This window comes from Bradyrhizobium sp. AZCC 1719 (genome assembly GCF_036924525.1).
GTDB lineage: Bacteria > Pseudomonadota > Alphaproteobacteria > Rhizobiales > Xanthobacteraceae > Bradyrhizobium.
In genome coordinates this window covers 5,678,996-5,700,404 of the sequence record NZ_JAZHRU010000001.1, presented here as the reverse complement: position 1 = coordinate 5,700,404, position 21,409 = coordinate 5,678,996, and the positions used below count along the sequence as shown (strand labels likewise).

Sequence of the window (21,409 nt, the reverse complement as noted above, 5' to 3'; positions counted from 1 at the left end):
TTGGGTACCAGAGGAGAGGCACCACAGCGTGGTGCCTCTCCTCGATCTTCACTATTCCTGAATATCCGGCTCCACGAGCAACGCGAGCTGGGCAAGCGATTGTTGCCAGCCGAGATAGCAGGCTTCGACCGGGATCACCGTCGGCAAGTTTGCCTGTTCGATGTTGATCTCGGTTCCGACCGAAACCGCTTTCAGGGTCACTGTGACCTCGATGACGCCGGGCAAATTGGGGTCGTCGAAACGATCGGTGTAGCGGATCCGCTCGTTGGGCACGATCTCCAGATATTCTCCGCCGAACGAATGCCCGGTGTTCGTGGTGAAATTCGTGAACGACATCCGGAATGTGCCGCCAACCTTCGCCTCGAATTGGTGGACCTTGCAGGTGAAGCCGTAGGGCGGCAGCCACTTGGCCATCGCTTCCGCATCGAGGAAGGCGCGAAAAACCTTCTCCGGCTTGGTGGCGAAGACGCGATGCAAACGAACGGTATTGCCTTGGGACATGACGGTACTTTCTCCATTACTGAGCGGAGTATATCGCAGGATTTGCTTGGGTTCGCTCAGTCTCTGTCACAAGGACGCCAGGCCTCCATGCAATCCGACACGGGGCCAGAAAAAAATTCACCGACGCGGGCGCGCGGTTCCGTTCACATGCCGGTAAACCGCCGACGTATTTCGCGATCAACAAGCGAGCACGCCAGTTCTGATGGCGTGATGCTAGCCTGAGCTGAGCCGCACGCCCGCGCGCAGGAATTTCTGCGGGTCGACGGCGTCACCGTCGATCCGTGTTTCATAGTGCAGATGCGGACCGGTGGAGCGGCCGGTTGAGCCGACGGCGCCGATGACCTGGCCGATCTTGACGAAGTCGCCGACCCTGACGTGAATCTCCGACAGATGGCCGTAGCGGGTCGACAGGCCGTTGCCGTGATCGACCTCCACCATGCGGCCGTAACCGCCCATCCACCCCGAGGACACCACCTTGCCGTTCGCGGTGACGCGCACCGGATCGCCGGTGGCGGCGCGGAAATCGAGGCCCGTATGCATCGCGGGCCGGCCGAGGAATGGATCGCTGCGAACACCAAAGCCCGAGGTGAATTCGACCTCGCCGACGACAGGTTTGCGGTAGGGCACCAGCGCGAGCGTCGCGTTGAGGCGCTGCATCTGGGCGCGGGTGAGGTTGATCCGGTTGAGCTGGCGTTCGAACGCACCGGCATCCGCCGGCAGCTTCACCGGCACGAACGGTCCACCAATCGCCGAGCGCGGCGTTGCGGCCTCTAACTGCGCCATATTGAGGCCGAGATCGGTGAACACGCCACGCATGCGGCGCAGTCGCGATTCCATGCTGTCCTCGACGGAGCTCAAGGCCGCCATCTGCCGCCGCTCGACGGTGTCCAGCGAGGTCTGCAGGCGGACAAGGACATTGTCGACACCCTGAACCTTGGCGAACTGATTTGGCTGCGGCTTGGCGACCGCGGGCGTGCGCGATTCCAGCCGAGCCTCGCGATCCGGCGGCGCGACGAAGATCACGGTGTCGCTGATCGGCGAGGGCTTTAGGCTGCCGGAAGCGGGTGTCTCCACGGCCGCGCCGCGCGCCGGAGGCCGAATCGAACCGGTCGCCGCGATATCCGGCATCGCGCCAAGGGCGGTGGCGCGCGATTCGAGCGCGGTCTGGCGGCGCATGATCTGGTCGAGCTTCTGGTCGAACTGTTCCTGATCGAGCAACTGGCGGCTGGTGGTGCGGTCGACCTTCGCGCGCAGCTCCGCGATGCGATCCTCATAGGCGTATTGCATCTCGGCTTGGCGAGCGATCAGCCGGGTCAGGACGTCGTCGCGAAACGCGAAATAGGTGGCAGTGGCCGCCGACCACATGCCAAGCAGCACAATCGTGCCGACGACGATCCAGAACACCACAGGCCCGAAGCGGACCTGCTTGCCGGCATGGACGATGGCATATCCGTTGCCATCGACCGCTGCGGTGGCCCGTGCCGCGTGAGGTGCCGGACGGCGGGGCGGCGTCCGGCCATGATCGTGGGGATGGTGGTGATCGGCATAATGACCGGAACGGTACGACATCGGCACTCCCGCGCCGGTCGGAAATCAGCTCCGTTCGGCTCAATTTGCGTGCCGATTTGACCCGTTCATGGTTAATTTTTGGGAAATGGAACCTGCCGATCAGAACCTGCCGATCATGTGGCACGAACGGCAGCCAGCACCTCGTCGGCATGGCCGTCGACCCGCACATTGCGCCAGATTTTGGCGATCCGTCCGTCGGCGCCGATCAGAACCGTCGTTCGAATGATCCCCATGAAGGTCCTGCCGTACATCGATTTTTCGCCCCAGGCGCCATAGGCTTCGAGCATCTCATGTTGCTGGTCCGAGATCAGAGGAACCGAAAGCTGGTGCTTGTTCCGGAAGGATTCCTGGGCCTTTACGGTGTCGGCCGAGATCCCGAGCACCACCGCGCCGGCATCGGCAAACGCGCTATCGAGCCGCGTGAAGTCGATCGCCTCCCGGGTGCAGCCGGGCGTGTCGGCGCGGGGATAGAAAAACAGCACCAGTTTCCTGCCGGCATAATCTGCCAGCGAAACACTGCCGCCGCCGTCGCGCGGAAGGCTGAAGGGGGGCGCCATGGCGCCTTCGACCAGTCCGGTTCCGGCAGCCGGCTTGGGCGTATCCGATAGATTGGATTTTATTAACTGTTTCGATGTCGGCTTGTGCGACGCTTTGGCTGAAGCGCTCTTGGCCGTCTTCGCCGGTTTCTTGGTAGCGGTTTTGGCGGCCTTGTTGGCTACCTTGGCGACACGTTTTTTGGTCGATGCCGGCGTGCTGCGGCGGGTGGTCTTGCTGGCAGTCTTGGCCGCGGCCGGTTTTGCGGCGGAAGCCTTGCGGGTCTTGGGGGATGGCATGGAGGATTTCTTGCGCGTTTTCTTGGACATACGCCTTCCTTTCGTCGCTTTCCGCAGATCAACCATTAGGGTATTGCGGGTCTCGCCTTTGACCGTCGGATTCGCTCCGGCTGCTGGGCAAGTTTGATGACCCCGGAGTATGGTTACAAGGAATTCGACGCTACCCCCGTCCGCTCGTCGATGGGACCGCCCAATCAATCCTTGGGCCCGACCACGAGTAACAGTATTAATCGAGGATTGGCAGCGATGCCGGCACAGGAGCGCTCGATACCGATCGAAGAGCGTGGCCTTGGCGGCGATCAACCTCAGCGCCGGCACCGAGAGGCAATGGCTAAGAATACTTCGCCCAAGGGGTCGAATCCGCGTGCCGAGACCCAGCAATGGGAGGACGCGGCGGGCTGGGAGCAGGACGAGGCGGCGGGTTATCGTGCGCGACGACTGTTGTCGCGCTCCAATTCCCGATTCCACCGGTTCGGCGACAGATTTGCAGCGTTGCGGCAATGGATGACCGGCGAGCGCTGGGTCAAGCGCCTGGCGATCGTGATCGCCGTGCTGGCGGTGATCTTCACCGGTTGTTTCGGCGGGCTGTGGTGGCGGCTCGGCGCCGGGCCGATCAACCTCGACGTCGCGACGCCGTGGCTGGCGGCCGCGATCGAAGACAATATCGGCCATGGCAACACGGTCGAGGTCGGCGGTACGCAGATCGAGCGGGCCGGACGAATTCGAATCGCGGTGCGCATCCGCGACATCGTGGTCCGCGACCGTGACCAGGTCGTCGTCGCGACTGCGCCGAAGGCCGAGGTGAAACTATCGGGGATGGCGCTGCTGATGGGGCGGCTGCGCGCCGAGAGCCTCAATCTGGTCGATGCCGAACTTTCGGTGCGAATCACGCCGGACGGCCAGGTGACAGTGTCTGCCGGCGATACCGCCAAGCCGCTGGCGACCGGCGTTGCCTCCAAGCGCGATGCCGGCTTGGCGCCGACATTTCCCCGCCAGCCGCCTGCGCCGCCGCAGGGTGCTGCTGCGACGGCTCCCGATACCACGCAGAACGGATTGCTGGCCGGCCTTGACTGGCTCGACAGCCTCAGCCTGACCGGCCTCGACGGCCAGAACCTGAACGAGATCGGCCTCAAGAACGGCAATCTCATCGTCGACGATCAGCAGCGCGGCAACAAATGGAATTTCGAGAATATCAGCCTCAGCATGCGCCGTCCGAGCGGCGGCGGGGTTGCGGTGAGCCTTGGCGAGCAAGGTGCGCGCCCCTGGTCGCTCAAGGTCGTGGTTGGACCGCAGCAGAACGGCGTGCGCTCGGTCGATCTTCGCGCCGACAAGGTGCCTGCCGCCAACATCCTGCTGGCGATGCGGGTCAAGGACCTGACCTACAGCGCCGAGCTGCCGCTTTCCGGCGAGCTGAAGGGCGAACTGGGCCGCGACGGTCTGCCGACCTACTTCCGCGGCAAGATCACCGCCGGCGCCGGGAACCTCATCGACAGCGATACGCCTGACTATCCGATGCCGATCGATTCGGCGGAGATGAGCGTCGAATGGGATGCCGGGCGGCGCGTGCTGGTCGCACCCTTCAAGGTCATCTCCGGTTCGAACCGGATTACGCTGCTCGGCCATCTCGAGCCGCCGAACGGCGCCACCACCGAATGGCAGGCGGGCCTTAGCGGCGGCACCATCCTGCTGGCCGGCACCGACAACGAACCGCCGCTGATCTTCAACCGGATCGCGATCGGGCTGAAGTTCGACACCGACCGTAAGCGCGTGCTGCTCACCCAGGCTGATATCAGCAACGGCGAGATCGGCATCGCCGGCACCGGCAGCATCGACTATGCGAACGAGGCGCGGCTCCAGCTTGGTTTCGCTGGAACGCCGATGTCGGCATCCGCCCTGAAGCGGATGTGGCCGATCCTGATCGTGCCCGAAGTGCGCGAATGGGTGATCGAGCGGATCGAGCGCGGCACGCTCCAGCGCATTGAAGTCGGCGTCAATTCGCCGGTGCGCAATCTCTCGCGCAAGGGACCGCCGATTCCGGACGATGGCCTGGCCGTCAACATCGTCGCCTCCGGAGTTACCGCGCGTCCGGTCGACGACATGCCCGCGGTCCGCGATGCCGACTTGAAGGCGCGGGTTACCGGGCGAACCGCGACGGTGACGATCGGGCAGGGAATTGCCGACACGCCCGCCGGCCGCAAGATCAACATTTCCGACTTCACCTTCGAGGTGCCGGACATGGCGCCGAAGCCGTCGCCCTCGCGGGTGAAGTTCAGGGTCGATGCGTCGGTGCCGGCAGCGGCCGAGATTCTGGCGTCCGACCGCATCAGCGATCTCTCCGGCACGCTGATCGATCCGAACGCCAGCAAGGGAAACGTTGCCGCCATCATCACGCTCGGTATGCCGGTCAAGGGCTCAATGACCAAGGCCGACACCACCTACACCGTGATTGCCGATCTAGCCGGGTTTGCCGCCGACAAGCTCGTGATGAACCAGAAGCTGGAATCCAATACGCTCAAGGTGCTCGCCAACAACGCGGGCTACCAGGTCAAGGGCGACGTCAAGATCAACGGGCAGCCGGCTTCGCTGGACTATCGCAAGCCGAGCGAGGGCGACGCCGATATCAGGCTGCAGGCGACGCTGGATGATGCCAGCCGCGCGCGCCTCGGGATCGATCTCGGACCCGCCGTGAGCGGCTCGATCCCGATCAAGGTGGTCGGCAAGATCGGCGAGAACGACAGCCGCGTCGGCATCGAAGCCGATCTGACCTCGCTGCGGCTCGACAACATCCTGCCGGGCTGGGTCAAGGTGCCCGGCAAGTCGGGCAAGGCGACGTTCAATGTCGTGAAGAAGGAGCAGTCGACGCTGTTCCAGGACATCGTGGTCGAAGGCGGCGGCGTTTCGATCAAGGGATCGCTGGAAGTCGACCAGAACGGCGATCTGTTGAACGCGAACTTCCCGACCTACGCGCCGTCGGACGGCGACAAGACGACGTTGAAGGCCGAGCGCGGCGCCGACGGCGTCGTGAAGGTCACGATGCGCGGCGACGTGTTCGACGGCCGCGGCTTCCTCAAATCGGCGATCTCGGGCAAGGAGGCCGACCCCAAGAGCAAGTCGAGGAACATCGACCTCGATATCGACGTCAAGCTTGGCGCGGTCGCAGGCTTCAACGGCGAGGCGTTGCGCAGCGTCGACAGCAAATTCTCCCGCCGCAACGGCATCGTCAAAAATTTCACGCTCTCCGGCAAGGTCGGGCGCGACACGCCGGTGACCGCCGATCTGCGCGGCCGCGGGCAGGGACAGGGACGCGACATCATCACCCTGCAGACCAACGATGCGGGTGCGTTCTTCCGCTTCACCGACACCTACTCGAAAATGGTCGGCGGACAGCTCGCGCTTGCGATGGAGCCGCCGACGGTCGAACCCAGCGCCAAGGACGGTCTGATCAACGTCCGCGACTTCTCCATCAAGGGTGAGGCCGCACTGGAGCGCGCCGCCGCGGGCGGAGCGGCCGGCGTTCAGAACGGCATTTCCTTTACGGCACTGCGCGCCGAGTTCACCCGGCAGAGCGGACAGCTCGCGATCCGCGATGGTGTCGTGAAGGGTCCGATCATCGGCGCGACCATTGAAGGCAGCATCGACTATGTCGGTAATGCCGTGCGCATGAGCGGCACCTTCGTTCCGATGTATGGATTGAACAACATGTTCGGCCAGATTCCGGTGCTCGGACTGTTCCTCGGTGGCGGCAGTAATGAGGGCCTGATTGGCGTGACCTACGAGGTGGTCGGCACGCCTGGCCAGCCCGTGCTGCGCGTCAATCCGATTTCGGCAGTGATGCCCGGTGTGCTGCGCAAGATCTTCGAGTTCAACACCGGCAAGCAGAACAACACCAGCCCGATCGAACTGCCGCCGAATAATTAGTCTCCGTATTCCGGACGCGGTGCAGCCCAGGCGATAAAGCATCGTCCGGACCCCGGATCAGCAGCGCACCACGCCGAAAGTGCGGCGCGCTGCGCAGCATCCGGGGAACGACAGCTAGCCAGATGCCATGGCCGAGACCGCCCGCGCGACCGAAGCCAAAATGGCGTTTTGCTGCGCGGCAGGAACGGTGGCGCCGGTCAGATAGGCGGTGATCACGATAGGCGCCTTGCCAGGTGGCCAGATCACAGCGACGTCATTGTTTGTGCCTCGGGCACCAGTGCCGGTCTTGTCGCCGACGCGCCAATCTTTCGCAAGACCTGCACGCAGTCTCGTATCGCCGGTCTTGTTGGCGATCAACCATGCCGTCAGTTGCTCGCGCGATGCTGCCGACAGCGCTTTAGTCCCAAGGATCAGGGCTTGCAAATTCGAAGCCATGGCATTCGGTGTCGTGGTATCGCGGGGATCGTCGAGCAAAGCCTCGTTGAGCGAGGGCTCATCCCGGTCTAACCGTGTGACCTGGTCGCCGAGACTCCGTGCGAAGGCCGTCAGCCCCGGCGGTCCGCCGATGCCGGCGAGCAGGAGATTGCCGGCCGTGTTGTCGCTCAACGTCACCGCCGCTTCGCAAATCTCAGCGAGCGTCATGCCGTCACCGCCAACGCGCTTCTCGGTTACGGGTGAGTACACGACGAGTGCGGATGCGTCGAAGGTTATGCGCCGCGTCAACAGTTCCTTGCCGGCATCCACCCGCGCCAGGATCGCGGCGGCTGCGAGCATCTTGAAGGTGCTGCACATCGGAAAGCGCTCGTCACCCCGGTGGACATGACGAGTGTCCGTTGCCGTTTCCAGGACACAAACACCGAGCCGGCCGCCGCTCTCGCTCTCCAGACGCTTGATCTCGTCGATCAATCGTTGATTTGTGGTCGATGCACATATCGCTCGCCGGCCGCTCAAAGCAGTCGTTATCAGCGCTGCACCGCATCCAAGCTGGAACTGTCTTCTCGTGATCACTGTGAATCCTCCTTGCTGCGAGCAGGAAGGTGCCGATCGGTCGCTATCTTGACAAACGATGAGTTCTGCGGGCAGGCATAAGAAAAACTAGGGACGAGTAATGCGGCGCCGGATGAAGCTTTCGCACCTTCCGCTCAACGCGCTACGGGCCTTTGAAGCGACGGCGCGCCATCTCAGTTTCACCCGTGCGGGCCTGGAGCTTCGGGTTACGCAGGCAGCCGTTAGCCAGCATGTGAAAGTTCTGGAGAACCGGCTTGGCGTCCAGTTGTTTCGCCGGCTACCCCGCGGCGTTGCGCTCACTGATGAAGGACAGTTGCTGCTGCCGAGCATTGTCGAGGTCTTCGGCCGGCTCACCGAAACGCTCAATCGTTTTGAAGACGGCCACTACCAGGACGTCATCGCGGTCGGTGTAGTCGGTACCTTCGCTTCGGGATGGCTGTTGCCGCGGCTCGATGCTTTCAGGAAAGCCTATCCACGAATCGATTTGCGCCTGTTCACCAACAACAATCGTATCGACATTGCGGGTGAAGGCCTCGATTACGCGATCAGGTTTGGCGATGGCCTTTGGCACGGCACCGAGGCGACCCACTTGATGGCAGCGCCATTTACCCCATGCTGTGCGCCTTCGCTGGCTCGCAGGCTCAGCCGGCCGGCCGATCTCAAGCGCGAGGTATTGCTGCGTTCCTACCGACAGGACGAATGGCCGCGATGGTTTACTGCGGCGGGACTGCAGAGCCCGGTCCTCAAGGGAATGGTGTTCGATTCATCCATCACGATCGCCAGCGTAGCGGCGCGCGGTTTCGGCGTTGCGTTATTGCCGGCGGCATTGTTTCAGGGCGAGATCCGCCAGCGGCGGCTGGTACGTCCTTTTGAGATTGAAGTCGCGCTCGGCGATTATTGGATTACGTCGCTGCACTCCCGGCAACCGACAGCCGCGATGCTCTCATTCAAGAGCTGGCTGCTTGAAACGATCGCAGCAACAAAGAGGAGCCCTGGCAAGCAGGCCGGGACGTAGCTACCGCCGCAGCGCCGGCACGACCAGGAACGGAATCATTCCGAGCACCACGGCCACCAGCGCGAACGCGATCACCGGGTTGTAGCTGTGGGTCCAGTCGTGGATCAGGCCGCCGGCCCAGGCGCCGAGCCCCGAGCCAAGGCCGCTGCCGATCGAGATCGTGCCGTAGATGGTGCCGACCCGTTCGCCACGAAAGATCTTCATTGCGGTTGCCGTGATCAGCGGGCCGCGCGAACCGATCATGCTGCCGAAGGTCACGACGAAGGCGCCGAGCAGCCAGAAGTTCGGATAGAACTGCAGCAGCCAGAGCAGGATGATCCCGACGATCGAGATGGCGTAGCTGAGCAGCACCGATGGACGTCGTCCGATCATTGCATCGAGCTGGGTCACGCCCAGCATGCCGAACAGCAGCACGACGCCGGAAAAGCCCCAGGCGGTCGCGGCCTGCAGGGGCGGGAAGCCGGCATCGATCAGATAGGCGACGATCTGCGCCGCAAGCGCATACATCCCCACCGCCGTAAAGAAGAAGGTCGAAAACAGCGCCCAGAACGCGTGGTGGCGCATTGCGCTGCCGAGCGTCCAGCCGCCGTCGACGAAATCGGGATCGGCCTTTTTCGCGATGTGCGGCGAGCCCGTGGAGAACAGCCGCCATGGCAGCAGCAGCAACGGGGCCAGCAGGCACAGCGCAATGATGCCGAACATCTGGTAGGCGCCGCGCCAGCCGATGTGATCGATCAGAAGCTGCGACGCCGGCAACAGCAGCAGCACGCCCGCTCCGGCGGCGGAATAGACCACCGCCATCGCGGTGGGTAATCGCGGGCCAAACCAGCGGCCGAGCAGAATCGAATTCGGCACGTTGCCGATGAAGGCGATGCCGATCCCGACGGAGACGCCGACGCTCAACTGGAATTGCCACAGCGCCTGCGCGCGTGACGCCGCCAGAAGCGCCCCGCCGAGCAGCAGCAGTCCCAGCAAATAGACGGTGCGGGGGCCGTAGCGGTCGAACAGCCGCCCCACCACCGGCGCCGTCAGGCCGCCCGCCAGCCATGTCAGCGAATAGATCGAGACCACTTCCGCGCGGTCCCAGCCGAAATTCTCCGAGATCGGTTTGAGGAAAACCGTAAAGCTCTCGCCGAGGCCGCGGCCGAGCAGCGCCAGCGTGAAGCACAGCGCCAGCACGTTGAGCGCCACGCGCCCCGTCTTGAGCGGCTGCGTCGCGATATCCTCCGCGCGGGTCTTGTTATCCATGCGAGCAGGGAGCGCGTTTCAGCCGATACCGCAAGCCTCAAAAATGAATGCGCCTATGCAGGCCTGATTAAGGGGCGCGTACTCGTAAATCGAACCCGATTGGTGCGGGCTTGGCCAATGTCCGTCATGCCCTTGCAGCGACCAAATTCCGCATCGCAACGAAATGACGCGATGTGCCACAAGGGGACCTCAGCACGAAGCTACTCGATTTGGTGGATCGACTGAACACAGCAAACGTAGTTGCTGGCTGGAGCTTCCCAAACTACGGTTGCTTCCGTCGCTGCTGCGTCTGACCTCTCAGCGTCTCCGAAGGACTTTCCCCAAAGTACGCGCAGTACGTGACCGAGAACCGGCCCATGTGGGTGAATCCCGTGCTCATGGCAATCTCGGTGACATTCGCTTCCGGATCGGCCCGCAGCAAGGCTTGGCGAGCTTGCCTCAAGCGGGCGTTCCGTAGGTAGCGCATCGGGGAGACGCCCTTGAAATTCCTGAAGTGCATAAAGAGTGTTCGGCCCGCAACCCCGGTCGCCATAGCGAGGTCGGCCACTGTGATTGCCTGATCGAGGTGGGCTTCGATGTAGTCGACCGCTCGCCTCACGTCACGCGGCGCAATCGGCCTCTCGAGGCGTCGCAGCGCGTTGCTGTAATTGTGCGGGTGCGACAGCAGCAGTGCGGTAATAATGAACTGCTCGAATTGGCTCATTGTTGCCGGGCTCCAGAGCACCGATCCCGCCTGTTCGAGGTCCGCTATGGCCATCAGCACGTAGCGTGCCAGGCTGCGGCCGTACCCGGCGGCGAGGTCGATGGTGGGCGCAAAGTCGAGGGGAGCGGTTGGTAGCTCGCCGAGTAGGGCTGCAAGCTGACCTGTAAGGCTGGATTTGGTCAGAGAGAGTTGGATGCGGCTGCTATCGGCCTCCGATACCAGCCGACAACTCTCGCGCATCGGCGAGATGATCGTGGCAAGGTTCGGATTGCAAACGATGCTGTCACGGCCAATGGTGGCTTCAAGCTGCCCGCGAAGCGGCAGGTGGATCCAGGTGTCGGTGCGGGCGGGGCTCGGAGACAGGACAACCGATGCGCCGCCGTATTGCACGTAACCCATGTAGAGGCCCGGCATGTAAACGCCATTGAGGCGCGCATCGAGCTGGCGGGCCTGCAGCCCTGCGATGTCGAAGCGGTAGCCTTTCGCGCGCAGGAATGCACCGGTCTCTTCCACATTGCGGCTGTGGAAGATGGGCAACTGCTCCAGAAGCGGCGCTGTGCCAAGCTGCATGCTCGCCTCCGTATTGATCGAGCATATCACGCATACCGAGGCATGGGCACCGGAGCCGGAAATGTTCCGATCATTCTTGCAGTTTCTGGATAGTGATCACTGGCGGTTCCCGTAGGCGATTTCCACGTTTTACGCGCTTTCCGGATAAGCCCTCGCGGCAATCGGATATCTGGCACCCAAATGCGCCAGTTAAGCTTCGCGCCCAACGGGGCTGTGCCTATCGATAGGGTGGCCCATCAAGGAGGGAAGCGTCGTGACTGCAGGGCATGTTCACAGAATAGCTAGACGCCAATTTCTGGGTGAATCGGCTGCAGCGGCTCTGGCCGCGGCTGCGTGCGTATCTTCGTTGCGACCGACAAGGGCAGCCGTCCGTACGGTACCAGTCCACAAATCGGGTAGCCTCGAGGCGCTGGTCGTAAGCGACGGCCATTTCTTCCTTCCAGCGGGCTTCCTGGTGATGCCGGACTCTCCGCCCGCCGAGCGCGAAGCCGCCCTGAACGCAGCCGGACAAACCGGCGAAAAGCTCCAGCTCGTGAACACCGTCGCGGTGATCCGTAGCCAGTCCGATGTGGTCCTGGTCGACACGGGCACCGGCCCACGCCACCAGCCCACGGCGGGAAAGCTTGCGGAGAACCTCAACGCTGCAGGCATTCCACCGGCAGCCGTGACCAAAATCGTCCTGACCCACGGCCATCCCGACCACCTCTGGGGCATCCTCGACGCGAATGACAACCCGATTTATCCGAATGCGAGCTACTTCGTTTCGACCGTCGAATGGAACCTTTGGGCCGACCCGGATGTGATGCGAAGGTTGCCGGCAGTCTTGGCAACCAGCGATCGCATCATCAATGGCGCCAAGAAACATTTCTCGCACGTCAAGGACAAGATGAGGACGGTACGGGATGGCGATGAGATTGTCAGTGGCGTGCGGGTCATCGATACGCCAGGGCATACGCAGGGCCACATCGCGGTCGAAATCGCCGGTGGGGATGGTCTCGTCGTCGTTGCGGACGCACTTACGCACGCTGTGATCTCTTTCCAGCATCCGTCGTGGCCGGTGCCAGTCGACCATGAACCCGATCGCGGCATCTCGACCCGCCTGCGCCTGCTTGATCGCCTCGTCGTTGACAAGCGCCGGCTGATCGGCGCTCACCTGCCGTTCCCCGGCACCGGCTTCGTCGAGCGCAAGGGTGGCGCCTATCGCTTCGTTCCAACTTGAAGTTCGCGCAAGTCGAGTTGAGCCTTATCGCTTCCGGGAGGCGCAGTGAGATGGCTGATCAATGGCTATTCAAGAGCGAGACTTATGATAACTGCAATTGCGCTATGAATTGTGGTTGCCAGTTCAACCTGCCGAGTACCCGCGGCTATTGTCAGTCGGCCTTCGTCGGCGCCGTCATCGAAGGCCACTTCAACGATACGTCGCTCTCAGGCCTGAACTGGGCGGCGCTGTACATGTGGCCTGGCGAAATCAAGGACGGAAACGGCCGGCGCCAGATCGTTATCGACGAACGTGCGGATGAAGCTCAACGGATCGCGCTTGAAACGATCATCTCAGGCGAGGCATGCGAACCACTGAGTAATTTTTTCTCCGTATTCGCGTCCACATGCTCAGAATTTTGCGAGACGTTGTTCCTGCCGATTGATCTTGATGCGGACTTGGAACTCAGAACCGCGAGGGTAGAGATACCCGGCGTCATGCGGAGCACAGGCAGGCCGAAGATCAACGAGTTTACCGGTCAACCATTCCACATTGCGCTGGCGCGCCCTAGCGGCAGTTTCGAGTTTACCTACGCAGAAATCGGGCTGGGTACCACGTCGGTCACAGGTGACATGGAAATGGCGTTCGAAGATTCATGGGCACATTTTTGTGTTCACCACTTCAATCAGGATGGCTTGGTCAGGCAAAGATCAAGGCTCACGGCATGGCTTTGGCATATGCGTTCCCGTGAATGATGCTATGTCAAACTCGCATCAATCCGAATTTGGCTGCGCGCTAGTGAGTCGACGCTCTAGGCCGGCTTGAGCAGCACGTGCTTTTTCTTCCCCATGGAAAGTTTGATGACGCCTTCCGGGGTGAGGTTGGACGGCGTCAGCACCATTTTCTCGTCGGTCACGGCGGCATCGTTGACGCGCAAGCCTCCGCCCTTGATCTGGCGGCGTGCCTCGCCATTCGAGGTTACGAGACCTGCTTTCACGAATAGCCCCAGCACGGCCGCGCCGGCCTCGAGTTCGCCGCGCGAAACCTCCACCGTGGGCAGGTTCTCCGCGATCGCGCCTTGCTCGAACGTTTGCCGGGCGGTTTCGGCGGCGGTGTTCGCGGCGTCGCGGCCATGCAACAGCGCGGTCGCCTCCGTCGCCAGCACCTTCTTGGCCTCGTTGATCTCGCCGCCCTGCAATGCCGCGAGCTTCTCGATCTCGCTCATCGGCAGGGTCGTGAACAGCTTTAGAAATTTCACGACGTCGGCGTCCTCGGCGTTGCGCCAGTATTGCCAGAAATCGTAAGGCGAGAACTGGTCGGCATTGAGCCACACCGCGCCTTGCGCGGTCTTGCCCATCTTGGCGCCCGACGCGGTCGTGAGCAGCGGCGTGGTCAGCGCGAACAATTGCGCCGTCCCCATGCGGCGGCCGAGATCGACGCCGTTGACGATGTTGCCCCATTGATCGGAGCCGCCCATCTGCAGCCGGCAGCCGGTGCGCCGCGCCAGCTCGACGAAATCATAGGCCTGGCAGACCATGTAGTTGAACTCGATGAAGCTCATCTCCTGCTCGCGCTCAAGCCGGAGCCTGACCGAATCCATCGTCAGCATGCGGTTGACCGAGAAGTGCCGGCCGATGTCGCGCAGCATCTCGATCCAGTTCAGCTTCGTCAGCCATTCGGCATTATCGAGCATGATCGCATCGCTCGGGCCGTCGCCATACCGCAGCACCTTCGCGAATACGCCGCGGATCGAGGCCTTGTTGGCCTCGATTTCCTCGATCGTGCGGATGGCGCGCGTTTCGTCCTTGCCGGAGGGGTCGCCGACCATGGTGGTGCCGCCGCCCATCAGGGTGATCGGCTTGTTGCCGCTCTGCTGCAGCCAGTGCAGCATCATCATGGTGAGGTAATTGCCGATATGGAGCGACGGCGCGGTGCAGTCGTAGCCGACATAGGCGGTCGCCTGACCCTTGGCGGCCAGCGCGTCGAGGCCCTCGAAATCGGAGCATTGGTGGATGAAGCCGCGCTCCTGCAAAATGTTCAGAAAATCTGATTTAAATTTGGTCATGGGCGGGCGCTTTGATCATTCTATTTTCACTGTAATTGTAACCAGCTGCGGAACCATGGCCGGAACAGGCTGCCGCAAGGCCGGGCGCTGTGGCATTATAAGATGTGCGTGTTTGGCACAAGCTGGTCGTCGTCGGCGGGACGTATCGAGCAGGGCGTTTCAAAGGCACAATCGACCATGATGTTGACGGCATTAGGTTTGATGAGTGGCACCTCGCTCGACGGGGTGGATGTCGCTTTGATCGAAACCGACGGCCGCCGGGTGAACGCGCTCGGACCGTCCGGATACCGCCCCTATACCGATACGGAGCGCGGCCTGTTGCGGCAGGCGCTGTATGAGGCCGCCGACTTGGTCGATCGCACGGCGCGGCCCGGTTGCCTGCGCGAGGCCGAGCGGGTCGTCACATCAGCGCATGCCGAGGCGGTGGCCGCCTTTACCGCGCAACACCGGATGCGCTTCGATGACATCGACATTGTCGGCTTTCACGGCCAGACCGTGCTGCACCGGCCCGAGAAAAAACTGACGGTCCAGATCGGCGACGCGCTGACGCTCGCCAGGACGATCCACATTCCGGTCATGTACGATTTCCGGGCTGCCGATGTCGAAGCCGGCGGGCAGGGGGCGCCCTTTGTGCCGGTCTATCACCGCGCGCTCGCCCAATCGCTGGAGTGGGAGGGGCCGACCGTCGTGGTCAATATCGGCGGGGTCGCCAATATCACCTATATCGACGGCGACACGCTGATCGCCTGCGATACCGGGCCGGGCAACGCGCTGCTCGACGACCACATGTTCCGCCGCATGAACCAGCGCTTCGATACCGAGGGCCGCACCGCCGCGTTGGGTAGGGTCGATGCGGCGTGGATCAACCGTGCGCTGGAGATGCCGTTCTTTTCGCTGCCCCCGCCGAAATCGCTCGATCGCAACGATTTTGCGGGGCTGAAGCTCGGCGATATGGCGCCCGAGGATGGCGCGGCGACGCTGACCGCCTTTACCGTCGCTGCGATCGCCCGGGTGGTGCCGTTGCTGCCGAAGGAACCCAAGAACTGGATCGTGGCCGGCGGCGGCGCCCGCAACCTGACTATGCTGCGGATGCTGCGTGAGTGTCTGGCGCCTGCGACCGTCCGGGCGGCGGACAGCCTGGGCTGGGCCTCCGACTCCATCGAGGCGCAGGCTTTCGGATTTCTGGCGGCGCGAGGCCTGAAAGGCCTGCCGCTGAGCTACCCCGCCACGACAGGGGTGCCGCTCCCGATGACCGGCGGCATCATCGCGCGACCGTGATGCGGTTCAAGATATGTTGATGCAATTGCATCGACCTTGACGGCTGCATGCACACGCATCTAATTTAGATGCAGATGCATGGAGCGGAGGCTGGCGGCCTTCGCGTTGGGAGGTCGTCATGGCGCAGAAACTCACTTTGATCAGCCACAAGCTTTGTCCCTATGTGCAGCGCGCCGTGATCGCGCTGAACGAAAAGGACATTCCGTTCGAGCGGGTCGACATCGATCTCGCCAACAAGCCGGACTGGTTCTTGAAGATATCGCCGCTCGGCAAGGTGCCGGTGCTGGTCGTGACCGGCGACGACGGCAAGGAGGTCGCGCTGTTCGAGAGCAACGTGATTTGCGAATACATTGAGGACACCCAAGGCGGCGCCAAGCTGCATCCGCGGGATGCGCTCCAGCGCGCGCAGCATCGCGCCTGGATGGAGTTCGGGTCGACCATTCTGAGCGAGCTCTGGGGCCTGGAGACGACGGGTGATCCTGCAATCTTCGAGAGCAAACGGCAGGCGGTCGCCGAAAAATTCGCGCGCGTCGAGGAGGCGCTGGCTAGCGGGCCGTTCTTTGCCGGCAAAAATTTCAGCCTGGTGGACGCGGTCTTCGCGCCGATCTTCCGTTACTTCGACGTGTTTGATGAGTTGATCGATCTCTCGGTCTTTGCCGACACGCCGAAGGTCCGCGCATGGCGAGAGGCACTGGCGAAGCGGCCGAGCGTACGCACGGCGGTGGGTCCCGACTATCCGCAATTGCTGCACGCGTTCCTGGTGCGCCATAACGCCCACATGCTGAAGCTGGCGGCGTGAGACCGGCATGATCGTGGATGGGTGGAGCCAACGGGTCCGGCCTTCGGCCGGCCCGATGATAAACTCCGCGATACCCATCAACGCCGCGGCGTGCGATTGATGGGTTTCGCGAAGGGCTCAACCCGTCCTACGTAGCTGCCCGATTGTCGCTCAGCGGACGTTGGCGAGCCGCATGTCGAGATAGCCGGTCACCGTCTCCATCAGCGGCTCGAGCTTGCCGTCGAAGAAGTGATTGGCGCCCGGGATGATCTGCTGATCGATCACGATGCCTTTTTGCGTCTTCAACTTCTCGACCAGCGTGTTGACGTCCTTTGGCGGCACCACCGCGTCCTTCTCGCCGTGCACGATCAGGCCCGACGACGGGCAGGGCGCGAGGAACGAGAAGTCGTAGAGATTGGCGGGCGGCGCGATCGAAATAAAACCTTCAACCTCGGGCCGGCGCATCAAGAGCTGCATGCCGATCCAGGCGCCGAACGAAAAGCCCGCGACCCAGCAGGCGCGCGCCTCGGGATTGATGGTCTGCGCCCAGTCGAGCGCGGAGGCCGCGTCCGAGAGCTCGCCGGTGCCATGATCGAACGAGCCCTGGCTGCGGCCGACGCCGCGGAAATTGAAACGCAACACCGAGAAGCCGCGATGCGCAAACGCGTAATAGCACTGGTAGACGATCTGGTGATTCATCGTGCCGTGGAACTGCGGATGCGGGTGCAGGATCATCGCGATCGGCGCGTTCTTCTGCTTGGCCGGATGATAACGGCCTTCGAGGCGGCCTGCGGGGCCGGTGAAAATTACTTCAGGCATTGATGATCCCTAGACAACGGACGTGATCCGGGCGGAAAAGAATGTGATCATGCGTCGTTGGGCGATGCGCGAACGGGCGCTCCCGTGAACTGGTTGCGGCCTTCTAGCATGAGGCGAGGGGCAAAAAGCAAGCATCTTGAACATCTAGAAGGCTGCGCAAGGCGTTAGCCTGCGATTGTACGAGACGGCACGATCCCCAATTGCCATAAGGCGCTTTGCGCAGGCACTGGGCCTGCCTCGCGCTGGCCGCCCGAGGGTGTAGGTAATATCATACAGACATGACCGACCGGATCTATCTCGACTGGAATGCGACGACGCCGCTTCGCCCCGAGGCAAGGCAGGCGATGGCGGCCGCGTGGGATCTGGCTGGCAATCCGTCCTCGGTGCATGCCGAAGGGCGTCAGGCACGCCGGCTGGTCGAGGACGCACGGGCTGCGGTCGCGGCGGCCGTCGGCGCCCGTCCGCAGGACGTGGTGTTTGCTTCCGGCGGCACCGAAGCCAATGCCATGGCGCTGGCGCCGGGATTGCGCCGGGGCACGGGCTCGCCGGTCCAGCGACTGGTGGTGTCGGCCATCGAACACCCGTCGGTGCTATCGGGCGGACGGTTTCCGGCGGACACGATCGCGGCCATTAAGGTCTCGGGTGCCGGCTTGGTCGACCTCACCCACCTGCGTGCGTTGCTTGCCGAAGGGCCGCCGGCGCTGGTGTCGGTGATGCTGGCCAACAACGAGACCGGCGCCATTCAACCGGTCGGCGAAGTCGCTGACATCGTGCATGAAGCGGGCGGGCTGCTGCATGTCGATGCGATTCAGGCATTTGGTAAAATACCGTTCGATATCAGATCGATACGCGCCGATCTGATCACGTTGTCTGCACACAAGATTGGCGGTCCCAAGGGCGCGGGGGCGCTGGTCTTGGCCGAAGAGGTGCAGGGACTGGAGCCGCTGCTCCGCGGCGGCGGGCAGGAGCTGGGCCGCCGGGCGGGAACCGAAAATGTCGCTGGTATTGCTGCCTTCGGCGCTGCGACCAAGGCGGCCATGGCGGAGCTGCCTGCTAGTGCCATCCGGCAGCAGGGCCTGCGTGAGCGCCTTGAGAAGGGGCTGAACCAAACACCTGAAATTATTGTGTTTTCAGAGGATTCGCCGCGTCTGCCCAATACGACGCTGTTTACCGTTCCCGGGCTTCGAGCCGAAACGGCGGTGATCAGCTTCGATCTCAGCGGTATTTCGGTATCATCCGGTTCCGCCTGTTCCTCTGGCAAGGTGCAGCCGTCCCACGTTCTGGCCGCCATGGGGTTCAGCGGGGAACTGGCGCAGGGAGCGGTGCGGCTCAGTCTGGGCTGGTCTACCACGGAGACAGACATTGATTTGGTCCTTGAGGCTTGGCGAAAGCTTGCCGATGCCTTACTTAGAGGGCGACGAAACACGGCTTGAAACGTTCTAAGTCCGTTTCGCCGGAACGCTTCGTCACTGATTTGCAATTGTTCCACCGCGGTCCTTGAAACCGCGAGCGGAGGATGGAATGCCAGCCGTACAAGAGACGGTCGAGCGCGTACGCCGCATCGACGTCGATCAATATCGATATGGTTTTGAGACGCTGATCGAGTCCGACAAGGCCCCCAAGGGACTGTCGGAAGACACCGTCCGCTTCATTTCTGCGAAGAAGAACGAGCCGGCCTGGATGCTGGAATGGCGTCTGGAGGCCTATCGCCGCTGGTTGACCATGACCGAGCCTACCTGGGCGCGCGTCAACTATCCCAAGATCGACTACCAGGACATCTATTACTACGCGGCGCCGAAGCCGAAGAAGACGCTGTCGTCGATCGATGAGATCGATCCCGAAATCCTCAAGACCTACGAGAAGCTCGGCATACCCTTGCGCGAAGTCGCCATTCTCGAAGGCGTCGAGCCCCCGCCCGGCGGCGAGCCGTCGGCCAACCGCAAGATCGCGGTCGACGCGGTGTTCGACTCGGTTTCGGTGGCGACCACCTTCCAGAAGGAGCTGAAGGCTGCCGGCGTGATCTTTATGCCGATCTCGGAGGCGATCCGCGAACATCCCGAGCTGGTGAAGAAGTATCTCGGCTCGGTCGTGCCGACCTCGGACAATTATTTCGCGACGCTGAACTCGGCGGTGTTCTCCGATGGCTCGTTCGTCTACGTGCCGCCGGGCGTGCGCTGCCCGATGGAGCTGTCGACCTATTTCCGCATCAACGAGCGCAACACCGGCCAGTTCGAGCGCACGCTGATCATCGCCGACAAGGGCTCCTACGTCAGCTATCTCGAAGGCTGCACCGCACCGCAGCGCGACGAGAACCAGTTGCATGCGGCGGTCGTTGAACTCGTCGCGCTCGACGACGCCGAGATCAAATATTCGACCGTGCAGAACTGGTACCCCGGCAATTCCGAAGGCTTGGGCGGCATCTACAATTTCGTCACCAAGCGTGGCGACTGCCGCGGCAACCATTCGAAGATCTCCTGGACCCAGGTCGAGACCGGGTCGGCGATCACCTGGAAGTATCCGAGCTGCATCCTGCGCGGCGACAATTCGCGCGGCGAGTTCTACTCGATCGCGATCTCGAACGGTCACCAGCAGGTCGATAGCGGCACCAAGATGCTCCATCTCGGCAAGAACACGTCGAGCCGGATCATTTCCAAGGGCATCGCCGCAGGCGTGTCGCAAAATACCTATCGCGGCCTCGTCACCGCCCATCGCAAGGCGACCGGCGCACGCAACTATACGGCCTGCGACTCGCTTCTGATCGGCGACAAATGCGGTGCGCATACCGTGCCTTACGTCGAAGCGAAGAACTCGTCCGCGACGTTTGAGCACGAAGCGACGACGTCAAAGATCTCCGAGGACGTGCTGTTCTATTGCACCCAGCGCGGGCTCTCGCAGGAAGAAGCTGTCGGCCTCGTGGTCAATGGCTTCGTGAAGGACGTGCTGCAGCAACTGCCGATGGAGTTCGCGGTTGAGGCGCAGAAGCTGATCTCGATCTCGCTCGAAGGATCGGTTGGATAGCGACCTCATCCTGAGGAGGCCGCGCAGCGGCCGTCTCGAAGGATGAGAGGAAAGACTGTGGCCACGTCCTTCGAGACGCGTCTGGCGGCGCTCCTCAGGACGAGGGGTGAAAATGGAAAAACAACATGTCATTGCTTGAAGTGAAAGACCTGAAGGTTCGTGTCGAGGATCGCGAAATTCTCCACGGGTTGACGCTGACCGTGAACCCGGGCGAAGTCCACGCGATCATGGGACCGAATGGCTCCGGCAAATCCACCCTGAGCCACGTCATCGCGGGCAAGCCGGGCTACGAAGTCACCGACGGCCAGATCCTGTTCAAGGGCGAGGATCTCCTTGAAATGGAGCCGGACGAGCGCGCCGCCAAGGGCGTGTTCCTGGCGTTCCAGTATCCGGTCGAAATTCCCGGCGTCGCCACCATGAACTTCCTCCGCACCGCGCTGAACGCGCAGCGCAAGGCGCGCGGCGAAAGCGAGTTCTCCACGCCGGACTTCCTGAAGAAGGTGCGCGAGGTCGCAAAGTCGCTCAACATCCCCCAGGACATGCTCAAGCGCGGCGTCAATGTCGGCTTCTCCGGCGGCGAGAAGAAGCGCAACGAGATTTTGCAGATGGCGCTGTTCGAGCCGGCCGTCTGCATCCTCGATGAAATGGATTCCGGCCTCGACATCGACGCGCTCAGGATCGCCGCCGACGGCGTCAACGCGCTGCGTTCGCCCGATCGCGCCATGGTGGTCATCACCCACTACCAGCGGCTGCTCAACTACATCGTGCCCGATTTCGTGCATGTGATGTCGAAGGGCCGCGTCGTGAAGAGCGGCGGCAAGGATCTGGCTCTGGAGCTCGAGGCTTCCGGCTATACCCAGTTCGAAGACGCGGCCTGACGGGAAGCGG

At 62.6% G+C, this 21,409-nt stretch carries 17 protein-coding genes; 9 read left to right on the top strand and 8 right to left on the bottom strand.

What is annotated here, in order from left to right; translation table 11 throughout:
• Nucleotides 1-51 precede the first annotated feature (51 nt).
• From V1292_RS26895 to V1292_RS26885, 3 genes are all read right to left on the bottom strand, one after another.
• Nucleotides 52-501, bottom strand: coding sequence for an SRPBCC family protein (locus V1292_RS26895; protein ID WP_334375637.1), 450 nt, complete (start codon nucleotides 499-501; stop codon nucleotides 52-54).
• Between the two features lie 213 nt (nucleotides 502-714).
• Nucleotides 715-2,070 (bottom strand): M23 family metallopeptidase, encoded by a 1,356-nt coding sequence (locus tag V1292_RS26890; protein WP_334375636.1) that lies wholly within the window; start codon nucleotides 2,068-2,070, stop codon nucleotides 715-717.
• A 113-nt stretch (nucleotides 2,071-2,183) separates the two neighbouring features.
• Complete coding sequence (locus V1292_RS26885) at nucleotides 2,184-2,933, bottom strand: redoxin domain-containing protein (RefSeq protein ID WP_334375635.1); 750 nt, start codon at nucleotides 2,931-2,933, stop codon at nucleotides 2,184-2,186.
• A 216-nt stretch (nucleotides 2,934-3,149) separates the two neighbouring features.
• On the opposite strand from V1292_RS26885, the gene V1292_RS26880 reads away from it, so the two are divergent.
• Nucleotides 3,150-6,821, top strand: a complete 3,672-nt coding sequence (locus V1292_RS26880) for a YhdP family protein (protein WP_334375634.1) — start codon at nucleotides 3,150-3,152, stop codon at nucleotides 6,819-6,821.
• A gap of 114 nt (nucleotides 6,822-6,935) precedes the next feature.
• Here the strand turns inward: V1292_RS26880 and bla are convergent, their stop codons facing one another.
• Nucleotides 6,936-7,727 (bottom strand): class A beta-lactamase, encoded by a 792-nt coding sequence (gene bla / locus V1292_RS26875; RefSeq protein WP_334375633.1) that lies wholly within the window; start codon nucleotides 7,725-7,727, stop codon nucleotides 6,936-6,938.
• 214 nt (nucleotides 7,728-7,941) lie between these two features.
• On the opposite strand from bla, the gene V1292_RS26870 reads away from it, so the two are divergent.
• Nucleotides 7,942-8,844: a LysR family transcriptional regulator gene (locus V1292_RS26870; protein WP_334375632.1), complete on the top strand. Its 903-nt coding sequence runs from the start codon at nucleotides 7,942-7,944 to the stop codon at nucleotides 8,842-8,844.
• Here the strand turns inward: V1292_RS26870 and V1292_RS26865 are convergent, their stop codons facing one another.
• Nucleotides 8,845-10,092, bottom strand: a complete 1,248-nt coding sequence (locus V1292_RS26865; protein WP_334375631.1) for an MFS transporter — start codon at nucleotides 10,090-10,092, stop codon at nucleotides 8,845-8,847. It abuts the gene before it with no gap.
• A 262-nt stretch (nucleotides 10,093-10,354) separates the two neighbouring features.
• Nucleotides 10,355-11,365, bottom strand: a complete 1,011-nt coding sequence (locus V1292_RS26860) for an AraC family transcriptional regulator (protein WP_334375630.1) — start codon at nucleotides 11,363-11,365, stop codon at nucleotides 10,355-10,357.
• A 532-nt stretch (nucleotides 11,366-11,897) separates the two neighbouring features.
• Between V1292_RS26860 and V1292_RS26855 the strand changes: the two genes are divergently transcribed.
• On the top strand, nucleotides 11,898-12,584 hold the full coding sequence (locus tag V1292_RS26855; protein ID WP_334375629.1) for an MBL fold metallo-hydrolase: 687 nt from the start codon (nucleotides 11,898-11,900) through the stop codon (nucleotides 12,582-12,584).
• 50 nt (nucleotides 12,585-12,634) lie between these two features.
• Nucleotides 12,635-13,318: a DUF1326 domain-containing protein gene (locus tag V1292_RS26850; RefSeq protein ID WP_334375628.1), complete on the top strand. Its 684-nt coding sequence runs from the start codon at nucleotides 12,635-12,637 to the stop codon at nucleotides 13,316-13,318.
• Nucleotides 13,319-13,374: 56 nt separating this feature from the next.
• On the opposite strand, the gene tyrS is transcribed toward V1292_RS26850, so the two are convergent.
• Nucleotides 13,375-14,628, bottom strand: a complete 1,254-nt coding sequence (gene tyrS, locus V1292_RS26845; protein ID WP_334375627.1) for a tyrosine--tRNA ligase — start codon at nucleotides 14,626-14,628, stop codon at nucleotides 13,375-13,377.
• A 177-nt stretch (nucleotides 14,629-14,805) separates the two neighbouring features.
• Here tyrS and V1292_RS26840 point away from each other — a divergent pair, with 177 nt between their 5' ends.
• Nucleotides 14,806-15,906, top strand: coding sequence for an anhydro-N-acetylmuramic acid kinase (locus V1292_RS26840; RefSeq protein ID WP_334377175.1), 1,101 nt, complete (start codon nucleotides 14,806-14,808; stop codon nucleotides 15,904-15,906).
• 118 nt (nucleotides 15,907-16,024) lie between these two features.
• Complete coding sequence (locus tag V1292_RS26835) at nucleotides 16,025-16,705, top strand: glutathione S-transferase family protein (protein ID WP_334375626.1); 681 nt, start codon at nucleotides 16,025-16,027, stop codon at nucleotides 16,703-16,705.
• A gap of 150 nt (nucleotides 16,706-16,855) precedes the next feature.
• Here V1292_RS26835 and V1292_RS26830 read toward each other — a convergent pair whose 3' ends face one another.
• Nucleotides 16,856-17,503 carry an alpha/beta hydrolase gene (locus tag V1292_RS26830; RefSeq protein ID WP_025589847.1) on the bottom strand — a complete coding sequence of 216 codons (648 nt, stop codon included), beginning with the start codon at nucleotides 17,501-17,503 and terminating at the stop codon, nucleotides 16,856-16,858.
• A gap of 278 nt (nucleotides 17,504-17,781) precedes the next feature.
• Between V1292_RS26830 and V1292_RS26825 the strand changes: the two genes are divergently transcribed.
• The 3 genes from V1292_RS26825 (at nucleotide 17,782) to sufC (ending at nucleotide 21,399) form a co-directional block, all read left to right on the top strand.
• Entirely contained in the window at nucleotides 17,782-18,936 is a 1,155-nt protein-coding gene (locus V1292_RS26825) for a cysteine desulfurase family protein (protein WP_334375625.1), read from the top strand.
• Nucleotides 18,937-19,024: 88 nt separating this feature from the next.
• Nucleotides 19,025-20,521, top strand: a complete 1,497-nt coding sequence (sufB, locus tag V1292_RS26820; protein ID WP_334375624.1) for a Fe-S cluster assembly protein SufB — start codon at nucleotides 19,025-19,027, stop codon at nucleotides 20,519-20,521.
• Between the two features lie 125 nt (nucleotides 20,522-20,646).
• Complete coding sequence (gene sufC / locus V1292_RS26815; RefSeq protein WP_334375623.1) at nucleotides 20,647-21,399, top strand: Fe-S cluster assembly ATPase SufC; 753 nt, start codon at nucleotides 20,647-20,649, stop codon at nucleotides 21,397-21,399.
• Nucleotides 21,400-21,409 lie beyond the last annotated feature (10 nt).